We start from the raw sequence: 23,982 nt of genomic DNA on the forward strand, positions 1-23,982 counted from the left end.
CGTCTCCTTATTTAGCAAGCGTTTCAAGCGCTCTTCGTTTTTCTTCCACTAATGGCATAACCTTTTTCGAAAACCGCTCCATTTCCTCCAATTGTGGAGAAAATTGCAAGAGTAATAAATCGAGACCGGCTTCTTCGTAAGCAAGGATACGATCGGCGATCTGTTCCGGCGTGCCGATCAAGTTCGGGCGCAGGCCGCGGTTCGACACTGAATAATCCTCCAGCTTCACTTGTTGCTCGAGCTGTGATTTGCTGACGAAATCGTTATAGCCGACATAGCCGCTGGAATCTTTCATATCCACAATGCGGGCATATTCCGCCGCAACTTCTTCTTCGGTATCGCGGCAGACGATATACGCTGCCATCCCGAATGACTGAAGCGGCGTTTTACTGGCTGCTTCACGCAATGCTTTCATATCATCGATCTTCGCTTTGATTTCTTCGACGGTGCCGCCATGCATCACGTACGCGTCGCAACCTTCGACAATCGATTTCTTGCCGCGCGGACTCTCGCCGCCTGCGTACAGGATCGGATTCGGACGCTGGACGGGTTTCGGTTCCAGACGGGCGTTCTGGATATCATAGTATTTCCCTTTAAATGAAAACTCGTCTTCCGTCCACATGCCTTTCATGACTTGGAGAAACTCATCCGTCCGGTCGTAGCGCTCATCATGCTCGGTGAATTCGCCGCCGTACTGGCGTGCTTCTTCCGCCCACCAGGCCGAGACAACATTCAACGTGAAGCGGCCATTCGAAATCCGGTCGATATTCGCTGCCATTTTCGCTGTCACCGCCGGGTTATGGAAAGCCGGCCGGATTGCCGTCATGATCTCGATCTTCTCCGTCACTGCCGCAAGCCCCGCCGCCGTCGTCCACGCCTCCAGCGAATCAGCTTCCATCCCTTTGATATCATTCAAATTCAGTTCAGCGATCAAGGTCGTATCGTAGCCCCATTGTTCCGCGGACTGAACCACTTTTTTCGCATAGTCAAAAGTCGCCGGCATGTTCTCATCTTCCACATTGCGCAGCCATCCGCCGAATATCGGCAGCCAAAATCCATATTTCATCTATAATCGATTCCTTTCATCAAGAAATTTCAATCTCAAATAATTCACTCTATTAGAGCGTGAAATCATTATACAATAAAACCTATAATCCTTACTAGTGAACTTGGTTATAAATTCGAAATAATTTCCTGTAAGCTAATAGCTTAAAATTGTGTTTGGGATTGGGTGTAAGCAGGGATTTAGAATTGGCGAGTGGAGACTTCTTCTATATAGAAGAAAAGTGGAAGAAAGTTGAGTTTTTTAGGTTTTTAAAGGCTTTTGTCGCTTTTCGCAGGCGAAAAGCTTGAAATTGTGGTTTGGGGTTGGTTGTGAGAGTGGATCCGGATTGTAATATGGAGATGGCGTTTGTAGCTTTCTTGTATATACGAGAAAAGCGGAGAGAAGTGAAGATTCTTAAGTATTTTTGGAGGCTTTTGTCGCTTTTCGCAGGCGAAAAGCATGAAATTGTGGTTTGGTGTTGGTTGTGAGAAGGAGATTTGCTGTGGAAGGCGAGTTGGGAGATGTTTTTAGGGAGGGAAATCAGCTTATCTAACATATATCCGTGTTCAAGAAATTATATCCGCGTTCAGGAAATTATATCCGCGTTCAAAAAAATATATCCGCGTTCAGAGGATTATATCCCCGTTCGGCAAATCGCATATAAAAAAACGCCGTTTCATCAAACGGCGTTTCAGAAGTTACTCTTTTATTCGATAGCGCCTCCCTTTATTTTCACCGGAGACCTCAAAGTCATACTGCTTCAAAATCCTGGTTGCTATATCAGCAGATTCCAGCAAGCAAAACTCCCTGAATTCCTTATTCGTGATACTGTCGCCCACGAAAGAAAAATACTCCTGCAGTGCAAAATGGTGAGCCGCCAAATTTTTCGTCCCGCACGCGTGGCATACCCAATTGCGTTTCACCCGCGCCATCCGATATCCCTTGCAAGCCGCGCAGTAGACGCCTCTTTGCAGATCGCCATAGTCGATATGATATCGTTCGCAAAGCGGCTTTCTTTTGAAAGGCTTGTGGTTCGACTCGAGCAGCCGCTTGGTTTTATTGACTTTTAACGTTCCGCCACCCTCCGGAAGGGACCGAAGAATTTTGTAGAGATAATCGTTCATCTGATACGTTTTGCACAGCAGCGCGCCAGTCGGCTTCGAGTGGAACATGCAATTGGCCGCCGTGTAAACGACCAGGCCCTTTACCGTCACATCCAGCTTTCTGAGCTGAAGCCACTGCCGCAGGAACCGGATATTCTTGTTCAGCTGAAACGCCGGATTTTCAAGGACCAGGCGTTCACCTTTCGGATTCATGCGAATAAATTCACCCGTTTTCTCATCGAAATGCAGGTCGTCGCTGACATTTTTCGAGTCCAAAATAATGACACACTTCTCTGTCAGTACAAGGCCGTCAAATTGTGTGATCCAATCGCCCATCTCCAGGCCGATATCCCACAGTGCAGTGTAATTATCGCCGAGATGAAACTCCTTGAATTTCTTCTGCAATTTATTTTCTCCTCGCTCGCCGGCCGTTTTCCGGTGAAGCTAATTTTCAAGATAGACTTTCTGCGGATGCTTCTCAGGAAGCCTGCCGATAAAATGAAAAATTGCCTGTGACTGCGGTAAAAGCTCAATCGGTTCTTTTATAAGTCCTGCACCTCTTTTTCTTTTTACATAAAGTATAGCATTCAAAAAAGATATTGATCGAATAATCTGATAATAATTCACATAGTCCACCGGTTAAAAACTTAACCACCAAGAAGCAAATTAAAAAGCTTTCGCAGAGGGCGAAAGCTTCTTATAGTTCGTCTCACATAATGATTTTCATTTCTTCCGCACGGGCCCGGGCAGTCAAAGGAATCGCATATTTCACGTCGGCCTGCGTCCCGAGCGGATGCGGATTAAGATTGAAATGATCGATGGCAGTTCCGATTGTGCGTGCGCGCTGGCGGAGCTCGGGATCGGCGAACGGAACATAATCGATTGAAATCATCGCTTCTGAGATTTCGATGACGCGTACTGCCTGCTCGTCCAGCACAGCCGCGATTTGCAGAAATGTCCACTGGTCCCGCGCCGCGATGGAATTGAAATGGTTATGGCCGTTGACATACAGGCCGGCATTCCTTTTTTTATTCAGTAAATCCCACATCGGAATGTCGGGTGAGATCGAACGTTTTTCCAGACTCGAATTTTTAGTGGTGCCGTATACAGGGTGGTGGCCAAAAACGATCAGCGGCAGGTCGCCGGATTTTTCCACGACATCAGCGAGCCATTTTTGCTGTGGCAGATCGAGAGTGCCGCCCCAGTCTTCATAATCCTGTTCTTTTGCCGTGTCGAGGAATGCCAGTACAGCGCCCTCGGTCAACAGGGAATGGTACCGCTCCTGATGGGTGATGTCCAGCACTTCATCGCGGCTCATCGCATAGACATCATGATTGCCGAGCACATGGACAAACGGCTTGTGATGCTGGTCGATGATCGCATAGATTTCTTCCAGTTCATCCTGTGTGCCGAAATTCGTCAAGTCTCCGATTGAAACATACAGGTCTGCAGGGATCGAGAAAAAATGCGCCATAAAGCTTTCGTAAAACAGCTGCCGTTCCCTTTTCGACAAAGCATACTCATCTTTCACCGTCGGATAATGCAAATCGCCGATCACTGCAATTTTCATGAATATCTCCAGCTCCTCTCATTCTCAACGCCTCCATTATCCCGCACGATTGTGAAGTGCGTGCAAAGTGCAGATTAAGGATTGTAAAGAATTTATTCACATCAATAAAATAAAGGGCTGCTTATTTTAATTGGCACAGGGTAAAGAAAGGGTAATAAAAAATAAAAGGAGTGTTGACACATGGCGGATAAAGAAAAGCGCAACGAAGAAAAGGTCATTGAAAACGAACACGGCAATGCGCCGGATGAAGGAAAAGAAGATGTGCCCACTGAGGATAAGATCATCCGGGATCCTGAGACGGGCGAAGAAACCTTCATCAAGAACGATAATAAAAGCTGGAAACTGAAATAGGCTGCCTGCCTGGTGACAGGGCTTAGACAGGGGGAGGACCATGGAAATTTACACAATAGGACACTCCAGTCATCCGAAAGAGTTGTTCAGGAAGATGCTGAAAGAGCATTCAATCGAAGTGCTGGCGGATGTGCGGGCTTTTCCCGGCAGCCGCAAATGGCCCCAATTTTCAAAAGAGGGGTTTCCTGACTGGCTGGAGACTGAAGGCATCCACTATCAGCATTTTCCGAAGCTCGGCGGAAGAAGAAGAAAATCCAAAGAAATTGAAAGTCATATAAACGCTGGATGGAACAATCAGTCATTCCATAATTATGCCGACTACACGTTGACGGAAGAATTTCAGGAAGGAATCGTGGAGTTGCTGGCGATCGCAGCAGAACGGCGTGTCGCCTATTGCTGCTCGGAACGCCATCCTGCCCGCTGCCATCGCCTGCTCATCAGCAACTGGCTGACGGCGAACGGCCATAAAGTGCTGCATATCATTGATGGGAAACATGAAAGCACTGAGCTTGTGGAGCACGAGGTCGGCAGGTGGGGAGCAGAAACGTGCGTAAAAGATGAAGCGGACCGCATTGTGATTTACCCGGCAAGGGAAGAAGCCGATAAATAAATGATTAAAAGCTGTGAAAAGCAAACGGATTTTGCTTTCAGGGTTTATTTGGCGTGGATTTAGAGAATACAGAGTAGAGAGGGCTCCTGGTGAGGGAGCGATAAAAAAGAGAAACGAAAGGGGAAGATGGAAATATGAGTATGCAGGATATCCAGACGAATGATTTGGTGAGGGATGAATACGGCAACCATTACCTGGTGGTCGGGACGACTGAAGATGAGGGCAGGCTGAAAAATATTCAGGTGTCGAACTTGTGGTATGAGCAGGCATTCCGTGAGAATTTTGATGATGCGGCGGCAGGCAAGCCGGTCGGCATCCAGCTGCAGGACAAAGTGAATGCTTATATAGAAGAAACGGAGCGCATGGAGCGTCCGATTTATGGCATCCGCGATCTGATGGTCAATCGCATTGACGTATACGCAGTGGATGTTACAAAACCACATCCGAACAGTGTTTTATAATAGGATATCTAAGTTGAACCAGTGCTCTTTTCAGTGATTTCCTGCTGAAAGGGGCTATTTTGTTTGGTGTTTACGGGCGGGCCGCCTCTTTGTGCGCGGGAAAGGCACGGTTGTGCGCGGGCGCGAGGGGTTTCTGCGCGGGAAAGCCACGGTTGTGCGCGGGAGGGAGAGGTTTCTGCGCGGGAGAGGCACGGTTGTGCGCGGGCGCGAGGGGTTTCTGCGCGGGAAAGGCACGGTTGTGCGCGGGAGAGAGGGGTTTCTGCGCGGGAAAGGCACGGTTGTGCGCGGGAGAGAGGGGTTTCTGCGCGGGAAAGGCACGGTTGTGCGCGGGAGAGAGAGGTTTCTGCGCGGGAGAAGCAAGTTTGTGCGCGAGTTGATAATAATCGACGACGCATGCTAATAATATGACCGACAAAAAACAGCCAGTATCGTCCCATTTTGACACACCTAAAATCAGACCCCTGATATGGATGCTTTTCGCCTTGCGAAAAGCGAAAGGGCAGAAGCCGAAGTTTTTCACCTTGCGAAAAATATCCACTTTTATAGAAAAGCTTCCGCAATTTGCAGAAGCTTTTTCTACTACTACTTTTTAGAGCGATTGGGACCAGTTGACTAGCTCATAGTTTTTATTATCATCTTCTTGCTATTTTATGACAATATTCATAAGATATAGGTAGAAGATGTAAAATAAGGGGGTGCGTATTGTGAAACTGAATGTGGAGCAGCGCAGGATAGTGGAATTGGAGCCGGCCGGGCCGATGCTGGTGAAAGGCGTTGCTGGATCCGGCAAGACGACGGTTGCAATTCGCCGCATTAATTTTCTTAGAGATCATTATAGCCATGAAGAGGACGATCGGATTCTTTTGGTTACATATAATAAAACATTATTGAATTACATAAAGCATCAGTATGGCCGCATGGCGGATGTGGAGCAGCTGGAAGCGGAACAATTATTTTCTTCGAACGCTGAAGTGGAAATTACGACAATCGACAGTTTGATGTACAGGGAATTCGTCCGCTATCAAAAGCGGATCGGCAAGAAATTCGGGATCGCTTCCCATGAACAGGAAAGGAAAGCGATGATCTTCGCCATTCATGAAGTGAAGAAGTCGTTTGAACAGGTGAAATTGTTATCACCTAAAAACAGTAAGTTTCTGCTTGACGAAGTGGAATGGATCCTGGCTTGTGCGATCAAGGATGTAGAAGCCTATCAATCAGCAGATCGTGTGGGACGTGCATCGGGGGACGGGGGCACACCGCAGAAGTTGATGAAGAATTCCCAGCTACGCGCGGCAATATTCGAAGTCACCCACCGGTTCATGTATATTCTTGAAAAAGAATCCCTGGTGACATTCAAGCAGATGAATCTGCTTGCGCTGGAAGAGATGCGGAGAGGGAATGCGAATCGATATACACATATCATCATCGATGAAAGCCAGGACTTGACCCGTGTCCAGCTGGAATTCCTGAATGGGCTTTATAAAGAAAAAGCTCATTCGTCGCTGATGTTCGTCGCCGATAATACGCAGAGCATCTATCCGCATTCCTGGCTTGGCAAAGGCCGTGCCTATACGACAATCGGCTATGATATGAGCGGGAAATCTCGCACGTTAAGTAAGAATTACCGGACGACGACAGAAATTTCCACAGCTGCGTTCAATTTGATCGAAGCGGATGAGACGATCCAGTCGAATGTGGATTTTGTGAAACCGGCCTTGATCGACCGCCATGGACATCCGCCGATTTACCGTTTTTTCCGGAAACCCGAACAACAGGCTAAATTCATTGCAGACGAAATCGCTCTGCTCAGGAATGATTTTGCGCTGTCGGATATTTGTATTGTCGCCCGCGGCAATCGCCAAATCGAAAGTGCAGCAACCGATCTTGCAGAAGCTGGTATTGATTGTGAGATTTTACAAAGCCAAAATCCGGATTTTGAATCAGATAAAGTCAAGTTGGTGACGATGCATTCCATCAAAGGCCTTGAGTTCAAAGTCATTTTCCTGATCGACCTGAATAAAGGCTTGATTCCGAGAGAGCTGTATGAAGACGCTGATGATCAGAAAACAGTGGATTCAGATGAACGGAAATTGCTGTATGTCGGAATGACACGGGCAAATGAGCTGTTGTACATGTCGTCCGTCGGTGCGCCATCCAAATTCATCAAGGAAATAAATATGAATCATATGCGTATGAAAAAAGACTCGGCATTGCGTCCATTCGAATCCATCAGCATGGCCAATTACAGGCTGACAGATGGACTCGTGGATTTTCATTCGAAAGAAGAAGTCGTACGGCAGTGGCTGATCCGGGAATTGAATGAAGTTTATAAGTTTCCTTTGGAATTAATGGAATTAGAGTATAAAGTGCAGCAATTTTCGAGAACAGGCTATTGTGATATTGCGATCAATGTCTATACAGATGGAGAAGCCCGCCCGTATATACTTGCTGAAGTGAAATCTTTTGGCAGTGGGATCGAAGATGCTGCAGTTCAGCTGAAATCATATATGGAAGCAGAGAGCCGTGCTATATATGGTATCGTGACAGATGGACTCGAAGTTAAAATCATGGACCGCAAAGGGGAGGAGCTTCAGGATATTCCAAAATGCCATCCTAAATTCCTGCCGGATACTAAAAATAAGAGAATCTATATGAATCTGAAAAACGGCAGACAATATGAATATGCCGTTGAAAAAGACGCAGCTGATCAAATTGATGTTAAAGAAGTTGGACAGGATATCCTGTTGCAGATACATGAAACGGTTGAAGTGCCCTTGATCGGGAATGTGGCGGCCGGCCTGCCGATGCTGGCTGCTGAGGAATATGAGGATACCCATATACTGCCCCGAGATTGGGTAGTATCCCCGGCAGAGACGTTTTCCCTGACTGTGACTGGTGACAGCATGATTGGTGCCCGAATCGATAAAGGTGATATCGTCGTCATCCACCAGCAAAATACAGCGGTCAATGGTGATATTGTCATCGCGGTAATCGATGAAGAGGCGACGATGAAAAAGTATATGCCGATGGGCAGCAATATCCTGCTGGTTTCCGAAAATCCAGAATATGAACCGATCCTGATGAGGAGCGAAGACGTCCATATCAATGGCCGGGTAATAGGAGTCCTGAAGAAATAAAGTTAATACGCAAAAAAAACCGCCTCCCAAATCCGGAGGCGGCTTTTTGAATCTTATACCCTTTTTTCCACGCCGACTGCAAAGCTTAAATACATTAAGGCGTTGCGGGCTTTGAATGTGGTGGACATCGCCAGGCGCTCGAGTTCGGCCAGGCTCATCTGGTATTTACGAAGGTCGCCGCTTGTGGCGAGTTCTTCCTGTTTCGTGATGACCTGTACGAAGCTGCGCTCCATTTGATCGCGTAATTGAAGTGCGCGGATCATGGCGATATTCTGGGCATCCGAACGCTCGTAGCCGTACATTTCCTTGGACAGCCAGTACAGCGCTTTGAGGGCGCCGTTTTTCGTGTCGCGGATGAATGGCTTGAGGTCATTTTGCGGATGTTCTTCTTCGAACCAAAGACGCTGCATGCCGGCACGCTTATCTTTCACTTCTAATTGATAATAATGATTCAGGAATTGCGTTGTTTTATTGAACAGTGAAAATGACTGGCGGAAGACGGATTTTAGCTGCTCATTGCGGACCGGATTTGAAGCATCAAGTTCGAGTGCTTCGAACAACTGCTCGCGGTAAGCGGTATATTCCGATAGGAGCGCATCCATGAACGCTTCAAGCAACGCACCTCGGTCCTTGTCCGTTCCTTTAGAGCGGAAGCGCAGCGTATCCATTTTCATCATGCCTTCCGGATCGATTTCATTGTCATGATTCAAGAGCAGGTGATTTTTAGCGCACCAGTCGCGGTATTCTTTTTCACGGCCTTCGAAAAAGTTCGGTTTATAATTGGCTGTGACATCGATCGGCCCGATTTCGTCCAGCATTTTTTGTGCGAGTTTCAGGCGGTCAGCATAGAGCGCTCGGCCATTCGCATCAGCGATCGTTTCCGCTCCTTGACTGAGTAGTTCGCGGGATTTATGAAGCGCATCGGCTCTGTCTTCTTTATCAGTAAGGAACGTCGAATAAAACAGTAATCCCCAGCCGCGTTCCGCATCCTTTCGCTGATAGGAAGGGTCGCTGTCGTCTTCGGTCATCTGCTCAAGCGCATGGAGTCCGTCGATGGAACGTCCGACGTAGATCAATACTTCTGCATAGTTCAGGCAAATCTGATTCCACACAGTTGTCGGGACTTTCCCGCGGTATTGGAAAAACAAGCTTTCAAACAAGTACAACTGCCGCTGTTTTATCGGGCTGTTCCAGTCTTTCTGCAATTGATGGCGGATGCCGAGCTGGCTTGACTCGAGGAGAATTGCTAGCGGATAAGCCGCTTGGCCTTTCAAACGTTCTTTCAAATGATCGATTATATGATTCAGCTTTTCAGGTTCCGTTTTCGTTTTCTGGAATTCCTGCAGAAGCAATTGAGTGGCTTGGTATAATTCCTTTAATTCGTATTGCCCGTAGTCCTCTGACTGGGCAACTTCCTGTAGATTCGTCATGTGGGTAACCTCCTGGGTGTTTGATTGTTCTGTATATTGTACTGCCTCTTCCATTGTATCGAAAAGAGCGGTCGCGGTCACCCAAAGATTTTCATGAAAATTATGAATTTGATGTATAATACTATTTGTAGACATAACTTTCAGTCAATTTGAAATAAAAATGAAACATACAGGGGGCAATAAAATGATCAAGTTTCCAAAACCGACAGTGGAACAATTTTTCCGTACATATTCCATTTCAGATTTTACCGTAAGCCGTGATGAAAAAAGGCTGATTTTCAGTTCGAATTTAAACGGGAATGTGAACTTATGGGCAATGGATCTGCCAGGAGGCTTCCCTTATTTATTTGCGCAGCACGACGAATCCGTCAGTTTCATCAAAATCGATCCGGAAAACCGCTTTGTGCTGACGGGCTATGACAAAGATGGGGATGAAAACCATCAGATCTATGCGTTGCCGTACGAAGGGGGCTTGCCGCAGCCACTGGTGACGGGCGAACCGAATGAGAAATACTTCTTTTCGCATCTAAGTGAGGACGGAAAACGACTCTATTACATTACGTCAGACGGCAATCCGATGTTCCTGAATACGCGTATGCGAAATCTGGACGACGGCACGGATCTGCTTCTACTGGAAGGAGCGGATGGTTCCACGGAACTGGCGGCAGTTTCGGACAATGAAGAAGCGTTTGTCTATTCACGGGCTTTCGCCAACACTTACGTAACGTCATTCGTTAAAATCGGAGAGGAAACCTATAACCTGACGCCGGATGCCGCTAAAGTGCATATTGCATCTGATCCGGTATTCACCGATGATAATACCATCCATTTCGTGACCAATTACGACAGTGAATACAATTATGTGGCAAAATATGAAATCGGTTCGAAGCAATTTTCACGTGTTGTGGAAATTGAGGGAGAAAGTGTCGAAAGCCTGAAGTGGCATAAGGATAGCGGGACTTTTTATATTGCAACCGAAAAAGGGGTTTCGGACTCGCTGTACCGTTTTGGTGCGGAGAATGAAAATCCGGAAAAACTGGAGATCCCGGTTGCCATTATCGACAAGCTTCAGGTCGCGAAGTCCGGGGCTCTTTATCTGCTGGGCCGGAGCGCGACCATTCCGATGAATATCTTCTGTCTGGAGAACGGGGGAGACTGGAAGCAGATAACGAAGAATAATGTGCTCGGCCTGGAATCTGACCATATGGTGGAGCCGGATGTCGTCACGTATAAATCATTTGACGGCATGGAAATCGAGGCTTTATTGTTCAAGGCAAAACCGGAAAATGACAATGGACATACGATTTTCTGGCCGCATGGCGGGCCGCAGGCGGCGGAGCGCAAGATTTTCCGCTCAATGTTCCAATGCTTCCTGAACCGGGGCTATTCGATCTTTGCGCCGAACTTCCGAGGCAGCACCGGCTACGGCGCATCGTTCGTCAAATTAGTGGAACAGGATTGGGGCGAAGGGCCGCGACTGGATTGCCTTGCCGGCATCGAATGGCTTTTTGAGGAAGGCATCAGTGACCGGGAGAAATTATTCCTGGTCGGCGGCAGCTACGGGGGCTATATGGCGCTGCTGTTGCATGGCCGCCATCCGGAATATTTCAAAGCCGTTGTCGACATCTTCGGTGTATCGGATCTGTTCACGTTCTATAATTCGGTGCCTGATCACTGGAAGCCGATGATGGAACGCTGGATCGGCAATCCCGAGCGTGATAAGGAACGCTTCATCAAAGACACGCCGGTGACTTACCTCGACGGCATGATCAAGCCGATGCTGGTCATCCAGGGGGCAAAAGATCCGCGCGTCGTCAAGGAAGAGTCGGATCAGATTGTCGAGAAGCTGAAAGCAGCGGGCCGTGACGTCGAATATCTGGTGCTGGAAGACGAAGGGCACGGCTTCTCGCGTAAAGAGAACGAGATAGCCGTTTACAGCCGGATGCTGGAGTTTTTGGGCAAACATCAAGGGTAATGAAAGAAGGGAATCGGTGGCGGCAGAAATTTCTGTCACCACCGGTTTTTTATGTGGGTGGTGCGTGTTTATTGTGCGGTGAGCTGGATTTGTGAGAGGTGAGATAGATTTATGTGCGGTGGGCCGGATTTATGAGCGGTGAGCCGGATTTATGTGCGCAGTGATAGAAATATGCTCTCGAAGCGAATCTTTATGATGGAATTTTGATATCCATTCCATAGAAAAAAGGCTCCGCATAAAGGGAGCCCTCAATCCGTCAACTATTAGAATGCACCTGATCCGCCGCCACCGCCGCCGACTCCAGTACCGGATCCAGGGACGCCGCCGCTTGCGCTGGCAGTCGTCGTTGAACCGGCGGTTACAAAGATGGCCGTCATGAATACAGGGTTCATCACAAAACTTGTGCCGTCCGCCTCGGAATCGGCGGCTGTGAAGACGTTCGCTTTCCGCTCGGCCGTTTTCGAATCGGAACCGAGGAGGTATGCATAGGCGCGTTGTTTCTCATCCTTCGTCAATTTATCCCATTGTTCCGAAGGCAATTCTTTCATAGCCGTTTTCAATTGCCGCCAATTGTAACGCAGTTCAAGACCTTCATGTGTAATCGGCGAATAGCTGATGGCGAATCCGAATGCCGCCAAGGCGAGGACAATCGATGCAGCCATCCACGGGAAAAGTTCGTATATGCCTGTGTAGATGGCGAGTCCGATGAACAGGAGGCTCATGAAACCAGCCGTCCAGCGTAAGACAGGATGCTTCTCGCGGAAACCTTTTTCCTTCACTTCGTCGCTGATGTATTTGTTCCATGCGGCTATGGAATCGTTATACGCTTCGTGATTATCTTCATTTTTGGTATAGGCTTCGACCTGTTCGAGTGTAAATTCCTGGCCGTCACCGATTCGGTCAAAAAGCAGGTTGATCAATGTGTCTTCATGCGGATGGTCGGTCTTTCGGTCGAGCAGCTCAAAATGATCTTCCGTCAGCTGTCGGATATTGCCTTTTCGCATCAATTCCATGATCCCGGCTGACATGGCGGTCGGCGACAGGATGGAAGAATTAGTGAAAAACAGCAACGCTGGAATACTCATCGTTTCTTTCGGGACGAAAAATTCGTAACGCTCATCCCGGAACTCGCGTTTGCGGCGGAATGCGCGGAACCAGGCCAGGAATAGACCGGCCAGCAGCAAGATGCCCGCAGCCACAATCACTGGAATTCCGAAGTCTCGTGCCGTCTGCTGATTTTTGGCAAACAGGGCCGCTTCATTTTCCTGCTGTTCCCGGTCATCTGCCACTTGATCCCGTATAGTTCCTGTCGAAGCCGCAACTCCCGGGAATAATCCAGCTTCAAAAACAGCGCGGACATCGCCTTTTTCTCCGTCCGGCACATGGCCGAGTTCGAAAATGACAGCTCCGTCATTCGTGATGCGTTCCTTGCCGAAGGCTTCGTCATAGCCGAGCGCTTCCGTTTGGGAAGAAGGAGCGGGCGGCGTGACGCTGATCGTCATATTCCCATATTCACTTTCGTTGTTCGTATCGAAGAACGCCCAGTAAAACTGTGCTCCGTCCTCGAATTTCTCAACCGCCCCGCCGATTTCATAATTCAATACGACTTGAACGGTTTCATCGTCTTCACCTTCACGATAAATCTTGTAAAGACCATCTTCCACTTCGACTTTCAACGGATTACCGTTTTCCGTAGCCGAGAAATTTTCAATCGATGTGTTTTTCTTAGCAATCAATCCGCGGGTGATCCCTTCGAAATCATCCTCGAATCTATACGTGAACTGTTCGGTGACATCAGCAGTTCCATCTTCAGTTAATATCGCATCAATCTGAACTTCTGAAATCTCAAAATCGACAGCATAAGCCTGCGATGGGATCAACAGCACCAAGACGAAAGCCAGTAAATAGGGCAGGTTTTTTTTGCTTCTCATGATTTATCACCTCTTGAGTCATTATACGTATGAGTCGATGAGAGGTTTCATAATATTTGGACTTGAACTGGAAATTCATTCTAACAGCAGCGGACAACTCTTCGTACAAAGATAAATGCCCAGTAACTTGGAATTTATATTAATTATATAAAAAGTGACTAAGTATTTAGAATTATCTGTTAAATTAAATGCTTTAATGCTAGAATATCAATGTAAAAATGATTTTATCGGATTTTCTATAAATAGGAAGGAGTAGAGAAGCATTGAAAGATATATACTTTGAGAAGGAATATGGGCAGTTATATGAAGACGTTGAAAATGGGACGTGTGAAGTTTTTGAATTTAAGCATGAACTGGGGAAAGTCCGTCATTTATTTATTAAAAGATCCATACCTCACACGCTTTCTTCCGAAATTCTATATGATTTGACAACTCCTTACGGATATGGCGGTCCATTGGTGCTGGAATTTAAAGAAGGTAAAAAAGATGAACTGATCCACTCGTTTTATGAAGCTTTTAAACAGTATTGCGAAGCAAATAAAATAATTAGTGAATTCATCAGGTTTCATCCGCTTCTTAAGAATGAAAAAGACTTCAAAAATTATTATGACATTATTTTTAAGCGTAATACTTTGCTCACCGTCCTGTCGGATACAGAGGATGTTTTTCTGAGAGAATATTCTGCGTCCTGCCGACGGGATATACGTCTTGCCCTAAAAGCTGGAGTGGAATTCAAAGTGATCTTGGAACCTGACGATCTTGAGAAGTTTAAAGAATTATATTATTCCACAATGAAAAGAGTTGATGCAGAGACCATTTACTTTTTCAGTGATAAATACTTTTCCGAGTGTCTTAAACACTTTAAGAAGAATATCATCCTGATCGAAGTTATCTACAAAGGTCAAACAATCGGGATGAGCTTGAACTTTATTTATAAAAATTTGCTTCATGTCCATCTGACAGGAACATTGCAGGAGTTTCATCATTTGGCGCCTGCTTACGTCCTTCAATATGCCTTGGCATCATGGGGAAAAGAAAATGGGGTTTATGGGATTCATCTGGGGGGAGGGAAGACTGGAGAAAAAGATGATAAGCTTTTCCTGTTCAAGAAAAAATTTGCCAAAAATAAAGAATATGATTTCTTTATAGGCAAGAAAATTTGGAATCCGCAACTTTATCAAAAACTTTGTGAAGCTGCTGATAGAAGTGTTGAATATCCAAGTTTCCCGGCTTACAGATAAGCATCATATTAAAAAGTAGGTTCAAAGAAAACTTTTTCATATAAGCGGGTTGAAAAGCTTTTGCGACAGCAAAGGCTTTTTGTTATGGAGGGGATTGATGGTATAATTGTGCCTGATTGATTTTGGGGAAAAGGGGCCGTAAAGATGCTGAAGAGAAATAAGTTAGCCTGGACAGCAGCCGCGGCATGGATGGCTGTTATTTTTATACTGTCCCACCAGCCGGCATCTGTCTCAAGCGGACTCAGTTCGGGAATAACTGGATTTATATTGGATTTATTTAATGGCATTTTCCCAGGGATGGATACAGAAATACACGAAATCCATTTTCTGGTCAGAAAAAATGCACATTTCTTCGCTTATCTGTTCCTGGGGATTCTATTGATGAATGCCATAAGAAAAAAAGGGGGGCTGCAGCTAAGGGAGATTCTTTTAGCCTTCATCGCCTCTGTTCTATATGCGATTTCGGATGAAGTCCATCAGCTGTTTATCGATGGCAGAAGCGGTGAAGTCCGTGATGTGCTGATCGACAGTGCCGGAGCTGCGACGGGGATAGCGTTGTACTGTGGGATTTACAGGCTTTTAGATAAAGTGAAGGAACGAAAGCCGGCGAAATGAACAGGAAAAGGCATCGGAAAGATAGTCCGATGCCTTTTATAATAGAACAAACTCATTTTTTATCGTTTGTAGGTCGTAACAAACGACGGGCGGGGGAAAATATTCGGCCGTTTATCGATGCCTTCCGTTGTGCCTCTTTTTGCATGGGCACTGCCGTATGCTTCGGATTCCTGCCAGTTTTTAAAGTCTTCTTCACCGTTCCAGACCGTCAAGATGACATACGTATCCGAATTGATCGGCCGCAAGACCCGGATGGCCGCAAAGCCGGGTTCTTTTTCCACCAGTCCAGCCCGATTGGAGAAGCGGGATTCAAAAAGCTCCCGGCCTTCATCGCTTACAGGAATATTATTGAATACGGCAAAATAGCCGCTATTGATATCCCCGACGGCATTCAACATGTGATATGCCTCTGCATCCGGAAGTATGGTGCCGCCTGCCGATTCATGGAGAAGCACAGATTCATCATCATTAATGAGATAGATAAGCCGTGAATTCGGAAGGGACGCCATGATCTGCATCGCTTCGTCTTTGTGTCCTTGCCATTTATATAATTCCATTTCTGCACCTCTTTCGATTGATCCTTCTTTTTCATCTTATCTTTTTTAAAATCAGGATGCCAATAATAGGTCGCTGCAACCTGAAAGCGCTGGAACCCTTGACTTTATCGGCCGATTGATATAAATTAACTCAATGGCAAAATTAAGGAGGGTTTCACATGGGCTCGAACCTGTGAAAGCCGTCCGGGATGATGGGGAAGATAATATGTGGGCATTAATCATAGCGGGCTTCTCATTTGTCGCGGCGATCATACTTTCTTTGGGCAAAGTCAGTGAACGCGGAAATGATATGGCAGCAGCACATCGTGAAGAATTGCTTTCAAGAAAGACTGAAGAAAATGAAAGCGATCAGGATAGGTAGTCTTTAATACATAATAGAGAATGTTTTTACCCCCAAGATATTTTTCTGGGGGTTTTTGACATGTTGTCGATAATCTATCTTTTCCTGGATTCTATTCCATGTTTATACTTTTACGCTATTTTTCAATTTTTAATAAGTAATAAGAACCAATTATATTTTTTTAACTTTTATTTAACATATTAAAGGTATCTTTTAGACTAGAACTTCATCTGATGAGTGACTAACAGACTAATTACCGGTTGAAAAGACTGTAAATTCAGAAATTACAAAGCAGCTAAACTTTCCTTCATCTTCTTCAAGGGATAACGTATGGCACGGAATTAATTTAGGGCGGTGATTTTAATGGTTACTTCAAGCAGCAGAAAAGAAGAAGTTCAAGTGAGTGCTGAAGACCCCCCAATGGAGATTCTTGATGATTTTCAAACAATTGAATATGGAAACACAGATGCATTTTATTTGCTGACGAAAAGGTTGTTGGATGTTGTCATTTCTATCGTTGGAATTGCTGTTCTTTTACCGTTATTCCTTTTAGTGGTCCTAATGATAAAGGTGGAAGACCCGGAAGGGGAAATTTTTTTCCGGCAGCAAAGAGTCGGTAAGGATGGAACACTTTTCAAGATGTATAAATTCCGGTCGATGGTCAGTAATGCGGAAACATTGAAAGCGGCATTGATTGATAAAAATGAAGCTGCAGGCCCGGTATTCAAAATCAGATTTGATCCAAGAGTAACAAAAGTTGGTGCTTTCATCAGGAAGACGAGCATTGATGAATTGCCGCAGCTCATCAATGTATTGAAAGGTGAAATGTCATTGGTTGGACCGCGTCCTGCGCTTCCGGATGAAGTTGATAAGTACACGGATTTTGAACGGCGGAGAATAGCGGTGGTTCCAGGTCTGACTTGTTACTGGCAAGTCAGTGGCCGAAGCAATATAGGCTTTGACGAATGGGTGAAATTGGACTTGAAATACATTAAAGAACGGAACACATTGGTCGATTTAAAACTGATTTGCCGTACCGTTTTTGTGTTGTTTGGATCAAAAGATGCCTTTTGAAAAAGGAGGCGGATATTATGCTGGATATGAATCAGGAATTTTGGGGTTCGAATGAAAATTATTACGGGTACATGGGCAATATAAAATTATTGAAGATGGAAAAACGGAAAGTCTTGGAAGAATTGCGGCATTGTTTTTTAACACAAAAAAAAGCGCGGGTTTTCTTTCTCGATGCCTATGGCTTTAACCTGGCACAAATAAATCCACACTACCTAAGGAACATGAATGCAGCAGAATTTGTGCTTAACGACGGTGTAGGGATAAGGCTTGCGGCTAGAGCTTTTAATATTACTTTAGAAGAGGACTTTAACAATAAGGAATTCATTTCTGAAGTTCTGGAGATAATAAATGAAGAAAAGATGAGTCTATCTTTACTTGGAGCCGATATCAAAGTAACGGAGCAGACAGTTGAACTGATTACTGTTGAATATCCAGACATCAACATTTCAGGAATCCACGAAGGTAACTTCACTGATCCGATTAAATTGCTTTACAACATTAACCAGGAAAAGCCGGATTTATTGTTGGTGGGGTTGGGGACGGCGATACAGGAAGGGTGGATTTCTCATTACTTTGATGAACTCGACACTACTATAATCATGGCGGTTGGTCGACACTTGGATCCTAACGCCCCTGGCATAACCGCGACCCCTTCCTCAAGAAGCAAATTACCGGTCAAATGGAGTCACCGCTATATTTCTGAGTGGAAAAAGATATTCAGAAAATACATTGTTGAGAATGGAATTTTCTTCAGTAATATCATGAAGCTTGCTAGAAAAAGGCAATCTGAACAACGGGAATTATAGGTTTGTATATTGAAGCAATGGAGGAGCATATTATATGGAATCGATGGTGAGTGTAATTATTCCCACATGTAAAGGGTCGGACAATTTGCCGCGTGCACTTAACAGTATTCTCGAACAAACCTATAAATCGTTGGAAGTTATCGTAGTGGACCATAATGAGCCAAGATCTCCAGCGCGGCAAAGGACGGAGGAAGCCATGAGGGAATATCTGCATTTGAATCATGTGAAGTATATCAGGTCTGCAAAAACTCAAGATCGGTCAGCTGCCCGTAATATTGGCATCACTGAATCGATTGGCAGCTATTTATGCTTTTTGAATGATGACGACTTTTATCTAAAAGAACGCATAGAAAAGTCTGTAGAGCTGTTGGAGGAGAATCCAGGATACGAAGGCATTATTTGTGGAGTTTTAATCACTGATGAAAAAAGAGTGAAGTATTTATTAATCCCTGAAAATCCAATAAAACAAAGAACCCTCTTAATAAATGAATCCATTCTGTGTATGGGCAGCAATCTATTCCTGAGCCGCCATGCAGTGGAAGTTGCTGGAGGATTTAATGAATTGTTCAACCATCATGACATTAATGAATTCATGCTGAGAGTATTAGAGGATTTCGAAATTCTGCATTTGGAAGATATATTGATTGTTAAATCCGATGCAGGTAATAGTGACCAGCCCAATTACAGGTATTTAAGAAAATTGAAAGAGCTTTATATGCTCAGATTCGAAGAAGTGATTGAAAGGCTTGATCCTATTGAGCGCACCAGATTCTATATAACACAATATGAGGAGTTATTTTACGCAGCGCTTTATTCCGGCAAGAAAGAATATATAGAGCAAAGTCTCCGTGAATTAAAACTCTTCAGGGGAATTACCCTGAAAGACAGGTTCAATATCCTGTTTAACGAGAAACATTTAAGCAGAAAGAAAATCTTTAGAACGCGAGGGCCGTTGTATGATCGCTCCAAAAAAAGAGTTATTTCAAAACAATTGAAAAATCATATGGATCCAATGGTGAAAGAGGATATTTTAAACATTATTTAAAATGCAGAAACGTTTAAGAAATCACAAAAGGATTAACTATAAGAAGCTGAAACCTAATGGAAATGACATGCCGTCAACATAGGAAATGGGGGATTCAACATGATTTTAGTAACCGGTGGAGCAGGCTATATCGGGAGTCATGCTGCAGTGGAATTATTGGAGAATGGCTACGAGATTGTCATATTGGATTCTCTTGCCAACAGCAGTTATGAATCGATTCTAAGGATAAAAGAATTGACAGGCAGGAATTTCGAATTTTATGAAGTTGATCTGTTGGAGACTGAAAAAGTCGAAAACTTGTTCCGTATGCACAATATAAAAGCAGTCATGCATTTCGCCGGATTGAAATCTGTAGGCGAATCTGTATCATTCCCGCTTGATTATTATGGAAATAATATTGCCGGAACTTTAAATCTCTGCAAAATAATGAGCAGATTCAATGTACGTGAACTGGTTTTCAGTTCATCTGCAACGGTTTATCGGACAATAGGCAATCAGGCACTCGAGGAAAGTTCGAGTTTAGGTGCAAACAACCCATATGGCCGTACAAAATTGGTGATCGAAGAAATGCTGCATGATCTGTATCGGTCAGATCCTTTTTGGAAAATCGTGATTCTTCGCTATTTTAATCCGATTGGTGCACATGAAAGTGGAAAAATTGGAGAAGATCCAGCTGGAATACCTAATAATCTGATGCCTTATATAACGCAGGTGGCCATCGGCAGAAGACCGGTACTGCAAGTGTTCGGAGAAGACTATGACACACCGGACGGTACGTGCATAAGGGATTACATTCACATATCCGATTTGGTGAAAGGTCATTTGAAAGCACTGGAATACCTTACGGGTCCGCCAGGTATAGAAACATTCAACTTGGGAACTGGGAAAGGTTATAGCGTCCTTGACTTAGTGAAGGAATTTTCCAGGGCATCAGGGATTGAAATACCGTATCAAGTGACCGATAGACGCGAAGGAGATGTGCCAATATGTTATGCGAGTGCTGAAAAAGCTAGAAATCGGTTACTATGGGAAGCGGAAAAGGACTTATTCGAAATGTGCCAGGATGCCTGGAGATGGCAAGCGATGAACCCGTATGGATATGGAGTGATAAAAACCTGATCATCAGTGGGGCAATACGTAAAAGCAGTAGAAATATTATATGGTCTGCAAGCTGTCGACTACTAATTCTACCAAGACATTACTCTAAGTGATAGGCGGGATTGAAATGAAGATTGCTGTTATTGGCACGGGATATGTTGGACTGGTTACAGGAGTGACGTTAACTGAAATTGGCAGAAAAGTTGTATGTATCGATATTGATGAACAGAAAGTTGAGCAATTGAAAACAGGCCGATCTCCTATTTATGAACCTGGATTAAGTGAAATGATGAAGAAGAATATCGAAGCCGGACTTCTTAGCTTTACATCAAGCCATCGTGAAGCTTTAAGCCAGGCAGACATAATTTATATTGCTGTCGGTACTCCGGAAAAAGAAGACGGTTCAGCAGATCTCCGTTATGTGGAAAGGGCATGTAAAGATATCGCCTGGAATATCACACGGAATACAATTATTGTGACTAAAAGTACCGTTCCCGTAGGCACCAACCAGTGGATTCATGAGACTATATTATTGAATCTTCTTCATGATGTCCAAATTGATGTAATATCAAACCCTGAATTTTTAAGAGAAGGTTCTGCCATTGCCGATTCTTTCGACGCTGATAGAATCATCATCGGATCGAACTCAAAAAGAGCGGCGTCTATTATAGAAGAAGTCAACAGACCATTTGGAGTTCCAGTTTTCCATACAGATATCAAAAGTGCTGAAATGATAAAGTATGCATCAAATGCATTCCTGGCGACAAAAATCAGCTTTATCAATGAAATTTCGAATATTTGTGAACTGTTAGGCGCGGATGTTGAAAACGTATCTGAAGGTATGGGATTGGATAAAAGGATTGGCCGGCAATTCCTGAAAGCTGGGATTGGTTATGGAGGTTCCTGTTTTCCAAAAGATACAAAAGCGTTGATCCAGATTGCAGGAAACGTCAATTATGAATTCCAGCTTTTGAAAGGTGTAGTAAATGTGAATATTAAACAGCAGAGTATTCTGTTGGAGAAACTAAAAGCCTGCATTCCGGATTTGACAGGTAAAAGAGTAGGTATACTGGGATTAGCTTTTAAACCTGAAACAGATGATATGAGGGAAGCGGCATCAATTATCATTACTGAGGAACTTATCACTCAGGGCGCGACAGTAATAGGCTACGATCCGGTTGCTACGAGAAATGCAAAAAACGTCCTCAATCCTCTAATGACTTATGCCGAGAACATTGCGGAAGCGATTGAAGATTGTGATGCGGTACTGATACTTACTGAATGGAATGAAATTAGAGAACTGCCACCAGTGGTTTTCCGCGCGATGAAAAGACCATTGGTAATTGATGGGCGTAATTGCTATTCGTTGAAGGAAATGCAAAATCATGAGATCGAATATCATTCGATTGGCAGGCCTCCTGTGAATGAGCAGGTCGCTTCCGTATTAGCGTAAAATTTTTAGTAAGTTGAACTTTGTTCCAGGATATACCAGACGAAGAGCTCCCGAATCCTTTTCCGCGCTGTAAATCCAGTTAGTGTATAATGATGGAAATGTTCGCGGAAAGGAGTGCAACCTGCTATGGAAACTGTGCTGGCAATATGTATCGGCCTGGCTTTGAGTGCGACAGTAGGATTCCGGATTTTTACACCTTTGCTCATAACCGGTATTTTTGAAAGAGTGGATTGGATCACGCTGACGGAAGGCTTCAATTGGCTTGGCAGCACTCCTGCACTGATCGCTTTTGGAGCAGCCACTTTTTTTGAAGTTGCTGTCAACTATATCCCTGCGCTTGGTTCCTTCATGAAAGTTATCGCCACACCGATTGCAGCAATAGCAGGAGTCCTGCTGACAGCATCGTTTATCGGGGATATGAGTCCGTTTCTGGAATGGAGCATCGCAATCATTGGTGGCGGTGGAATCGCTACAGCTTCACATACGGCAGTCACTGCCGTCAAAGGTGTTAGTGAAGCAGCCTTTCTCAGCCCGGCAGTCGCAGTTGCGGAAGATGCAACTGCGACACTTGTGCCGATTGCAATTTTTCTGATTCCTGTGCTGGCAATAGTTTTCCTGTTACTTGTTCCGCTGCTTATCATCTTCTTCTATAATAAGCGGAAGCAACGGATTGCCTAGCCGTTTTCATTGAGATGTCATGGGCACCCGGCAAACTATCGCAGGGGATATCTGCAGCATAAAGAAAAAAGAACCTGGCGCTTTGCGCCGGGTTCTTTTCGGATTCAGTAATTAACGTGGAATCACCAATACCTGTCCGATCCGAAGCACGTTGACGTTCGTAATTTTATTGGCTGCGGCAATTTTAGCGACGGTAGTTTTGTGGCGTACAGCGATGCCATATAATGTGTCGCCTGCTTTAACGGTATATCTTACGGCAGTGGCTGGTGGCGGTGTACTGCTGGTGCCAGGGATCTTCAGGACCTGCCCGATCCGCAGCAGGTTGACGTTGACAATATTATTGGCGCTGGCAATTTTGGCGACAGTGGTATTGTAACGTTTAGCGATGGAGTACATGGTGTCACCGGCTTTGACGGTATAAGTTGAAAAAGTTGCCGGCGGCGGAGTTGGAGCAGGAGCGGGCGTTGTACTCGTACCCGGAATTTTCAATACCTGCCTGATCCGCAGCAGATTGACATTTACGATATTATTGGCAGCAGCAAGTTTAGCGACAGTCGTATTATATCGTTTGGCGATTGAATACATCGTATCGCCAGCTTTGACGGTATAGGTGGTTCCACCGGCTGCTGGAGGTGCAGAAGGCAATTTCAGTAACTGGGAGACAGTGACAAATGAGTAGCCTTTCTCTTTTAACTTCTTGATGATCGTTGGCAGAGCGGTTGGCGTACCGGATGCTCTGGCGCCGGTGTGCATCAATACGATAGTGCCGGGCACGATGTTATTGACGACCTTATTGGTGATGGTGGTGGCAGAATCCCCGCGCCAGTCAATGGTGTCAATATTCCACTGAATGGTGTAACCATATCCAGCTGCTCCGACTCCGGCCAATACACTGCTGTTAACGGAACCATAAGGTGCACGGAAAATCGGCTTCGTCGTCTTCCCCGTGAGATTTTTGACGATCGTTTCGGTACGGTCCAACTGCGACTTCATCTGTGCGGCAGACAGGGTCCTGAAGTCTGGGTGGGAGTAGGAATGGTTGCCGAGTTGATGGCCTTTAGCGGCAATATTCTTTATCGCCTGCGGATGTTTTTCAGCGCCTGATCCCGTAAGGAAAAAAGTCGCTGTCACTTTATGCGTTGAAAGGATGTCCAGGATCTTATTGATGTTCGTGCCATCAGATCCGTCATCGAATGTTAACGCAACTGCCTTGCCGGATGTATTTCCTTTCGTAATGTAAGTTGAATTCGCTGCTTCGGACTGGCCGCTGAATGAAAACAGACTGAATAGAACCAATAGCAGAACAGCTGCAATCTTACCGGTTTTCGTGCCCACAAAACTCACCCCTTTTTTTATTTACACCAACGAGCCATCAGTGTATGTATAGCATTTGTGGGCTTTATCAGCTGTTTTTTAAAGTGAAATTGCATAAGTTCTTTACAGTGATTATAACACATGTCAA

General features: G+C 45.1%; 21 protein-coding genes and 2 pseudogenes. 15 read left to right on the forward strand and 8 right to left on the reverse strand.

The window, feature by feature from the left end; genetic code table 11:
- Nucleotides 1-7: 7 nt before the first annotated feature.
- The 3 genes and pseudogenes from IQ294_RS01845 to IQ294_RS01855 form a co-directional block, all read right to left on the reverse strand.
- Nucleotides 8-1,066 (reverse strand): LLM class flavin-dependent oxidoreductase, encoded by a 1,059-nt coding sequence (locus IQ294_RS01845; protein WP_203332310.1) that lies wholly within the window; start codon nucleotides 1,064-1,066, stop codon nucleotides 8-10.
- Between the two features lie 677 nt (nucleotides 1,067-1,743).
- Nucleotides 1,744-2,562: pseudogene (locus IQ294_RS01850) on the reverse strand (nuclease-related domain-containing protein); the annotation flags it as partial.
- Between the two features lie 295 nt (nucleotides 2,563-2,857).
- Nucleotides 2,858-3,718 (reverse strand): metallophosphoesterase family protein, encoded by an 861-nt coding sequence (locus tag IQ294_RS01855; RefSeq protein WP_203332312.1) that lies wholly within the window; start codon nucleotides 3,716-3,718, stop codon nucleotides 2,858-2,860.
- A gap of 180 nt (nucleotides 3,719-3,898) precedes the next feature.
- On the opposite strand from IQ294_RS01855, the gene IQ294_RS01860 reads away from it, so the two are divergent.
- From IQ294_RS01860 to IQ294_RS01870, 3 genes are all read left to right on the forward strand, one after another.
- On the forward strand, nucleotides 3,899-4,069 hold the full coding sequence (locus IQ294_RS01860; RefSeq protein ID WP_203332313.1) for a hypothetical protein: 171 nt from the start codon (nucleotides 3,899-3,901) through the stop codon (nucleotides 4,067-4,069).
- A gap of 40 nt (nucleotides 4,070-4,109) precedes the next feature.
- Nucleotides 4,110-4,679 carry a DUF488 domain-containing protein gene (locus IQ294_RS01865; RefSeq protein ID WP_203332314.1) on the forward strand — a complete coding sequence of 190 codons (570 nt, stop codon included), beginning with the start codon at nucleotides 4,110-4,112 and terminating at the stop codon, nucleotides 4,677-4,679.
- A 134-nt stretch (nucleotides 4,680-4,813) separates the two neighbouring features.
- Complete coding sequence (locus tag IQ294_RS01870; protein WP_203332315.1) at nucleotides 4,814-5,140, forward strand: hypothetical protein; 327 nt, start codon at nucleotides 4,814-4,816, stop codon at nucleotides 5,138-5,140.
- Nucleotides 5,141-5,210: 70 nt separating this feature from the next.
- Here IQ294_RS01870 and IQ294_RS01875 read toward each other — a convergent pair whose 3' ends face one another.
- Nucleotides 5,211-5,678, reverse strand: coding sequence for a ribosomal eL19 family protein (locus tag IQ294_RS01875; RefSeq protein ID WP_203332316.1), 468 nt, complete (start codon nucleotides 5,676-5,678; stop codon nucleotides 5,211-5,213).
- A 178-nt stretch (nucleotides 5,679-5,856) separates the two neighbouring features.
- On the opposite strand from IQ294_RS01875, the pseudogene IQ294_RS16475 reads away from it, so the two are divergent.
- Together IQ294_RS16475 and lexA are read left to right on the forward strand one after the other, a co-directional pair.
- Nucleotides 5,857-6,666: pseudogene (locus IQ294_RS16475) on the forward strand (UvrD-helicase domain-containing protein); the annotation flags it as partial.
- A 63-nt stretch (nucleotides 6,667-6,729) separates the two neighbouring features.
- Nucleotides 6,730-8,277: a transcriptional repressor LexA gene (lexA, locus tag IQ294_RS16480; protein WP_432419945.1), complete on the forward strand. Its 1,548-nt coding sequence runs from the start codon at nucleotides 6,730-6,732 to the stop codon at nucleotides 8,275-8,277.
- A 53-nt stretch (nucleotides 8,278-8,330) separates the two neighbouring features.
- On the opposite strand, the gene IQ294_RS01885 is transcribed toward lexA, so the two are convergent.
- Complete coding sequence (locus tag IQ294_RS01885; protein WP_203332318.1) at nucleotides 8,331-9,707, reverse strand: LA2681 family HEPN domain-containing protein; 1,377 nt, start codon at nucleotides 9,705-9,707, stop codon at nucleotides 8,331-8,333.
- A gap of 184 nt (nucleotides 9,708-9,891) precedes the next feature.
- Between IQ294_RS01885 and IQ294_RS01890 the strand changes: the two genes are divergently transcribed.
- Nucleotides 9,892-11,682, forward strand: a complete 1,791-nt coding sequence (locus tag IQ294_RS01890; RefSeq protein WP_203332319.1) for a S9 family peptidase — start codon at nucleotides 9,892-9,894, stop codon at nucleotides 11,680-11,682.
- 263 nt (nucleotides 11,683-11,945) lie between these two features.
- On the opposite strand, the gene IQ294_RS01895 is transcribed toward IQ294_RS01890, so the two are convergent.
- A complete protein-coding gene (locus tag IQ294_RS01895; protein ID WP_203332320.1) occupies nucleotides 11,946-13,613 on the reverse strand; it encodes a DUF2207 domain-containing protein in 1,668 nt (555 codons plus the stop codon).
- A 263-nt stretch (nucleotides 13,614-13,876) separates the two neighbouring features.
- On the opposite strand from IQ294_RS01895, the gene IQ294_RS01900 reads away from it, so the two are divergent.
- Together IQ294_RS01900 and IQ294_RS01905 are read left to right on the forward strand one after the other, a co-directional pair.
- Entirely contained in the window at nucleotides 13,877-14,854 is a 978-nt protein-coding gene (locus IQ294_RS01900) for a GNAT family N-acetyltransferase (protein ID WP_203332321.1), read from the forward strand.
- A 144-nt stretch (nucleotides 14,855-14,998) separates the two neighbouring features.
- Entirely contained in the window at nucleotides 14,999-15,469 is a 471-nt protein-coding gene (locus IQ294_RS01905) for a VanZ family protein (protein ID WP_203332322.1), read from the forward strand.
- Nucleotides 15,470-15,528: 59 nt separating this feature from the next.
- Here IQ294_RS01905 and IQ294_RS01910 read toward each other — a convergent pair whose 3' ends face one another.
- Entirely contained in the window at nucleotides 15,529-16,026 is a 498-nt protein-coding gene (locus tag IQ294_RS01910; protein ID WP_203332323.1) for an antibiotic biosynthesis monooxygenase family protein, read from the reverse strand.
- 205 nt (nucleotides 16,027-16,231) lie between these two features.
- Here IQ294_RS01910 and IQ294_RS01915 point away from each other — a divergent pair, with 205 nt between their 5' ends.
- The 7 genes from IQ294_RS01915 to IQ294_RS01945 all read left to right on the forward strand — a co-directional run bounded on the left by IQ294_RS01915 (nucleotide 16,232) and on the right by IQ294_RS01945 (nucleotide 22,520).
- Nucleotides 16,232-16,387, forward strand: coding sequence for a hypothetical protein (locus IQ294_RS01915; protein ID WP_203332324.1), 156 nt, complete (start codon nucleotides 16,232-16,234; stop codon nucleotides 16,385-16,387).
- A 399-nt stretch (nucleotides 16,388-16,786) separates the two neighbouring features.
- Complete coding sequence (locus IQ294_RS01920) at nucleotides 16,787-17,440, forward strand: sugar transferase (protein ID WP_238942622.1); 654 nt, start codon at nucleotides 16,787-16,789, stop codon at nucleotides 17,438-17,440.
- Between the two features lie 17 nt (nucleotides 17,441-17,457).
- Nucleotides 17,458-18,246 (forward strand): WecB/TagA/CpsF family glycosyltransferase, encoded by a 789-nt coding sequence (locus tag IQ294_RS01925; RefSeq protein WP_203332326.1) that lies wholly within the window; start codon nucleotides 17,458-17,460, stop codon nucleotides 18,244-18,246.
- Nucleotides 18,247-18,280: 34 nt separating this feature from the next.
- Complete coding sequence (locus IQ294_RS01930) at nucleotides 18,281-19,291, forward strand: glycosyltransferase family 2 protein (RefSeq protein ID WP_203332327.1); 1,011 nt, start codon at nucleotides 18,281-18,283, stop codon at nucleotides 19,289-19,291.
- Between the two features lie 99 nt (nucleotides 19,292-19,390).
- Entirely contained in the window at nucleotides 19,391-20,410 is a 1,020-nt protein-coding gene (gene galE / locus IQ294_RS01935; protein ID WP_203332328.1) for a UDP-glucose 4-epimerase GalE, read from the forward strand.
- Nucleotides 20,411-20,516: 106 nt separating this feature from the next.
- On the forward strand, nucleotides 20,517-21,842 hold the full coding sequence (locus tag IQ294_RS01940; protein WP_203332329.1) for a UDP-glucose dehydrogenase family protein: 1,326 nt from the start codon (nucleotides 20,517-20,519) through the stop codon (nucleotides 21,840-21,842).
- Nucleotides 21,843-21,968: 126 nt separating this feature from the next.
- Nucleotides 21,969-22,520, forward strand: a complete 552-nt coding sequence (locus IQ294_RS01945; RefSeq protein ID WP_203332330.1) for a DUF4126 domain-containing protein — start codon at nucleotides 21,969-21,971, stop codon at nucleotides 22,518-22,520.
- A 111-nt stretch (nucleotides 22,521-22,631) separates the two neighbouring features.
- Here IQ294_RS01945 and IQ294_RS01950 read toward each other — a convergent pair whose 3' ends face one another.
- The gene (locus IQ294_RS01950; protein ID WP_203332331.1) at nucleotides 22,632-23,855 is read right to left on the reverse strand and encodes a LysM peptidoglycan-binding domain-containing protein; all 1,224 of its coding nucleotides are present in this window, start codon (nucleotides 23,853-23,855) and stop codon (nucleotides 22,632-22,634) included.
- Nucleotides 23,856-23,982 lie beyond the last annotated feature (127 nt).

The organism is Planococcus beigongshangi (genome assembly GCF_016820495.1).
GTDB lineage: Bacteria > Bacillota > Bacilli > Bacillales_A > Planococcaceae > Planococcus > Planococcus beigongshangi.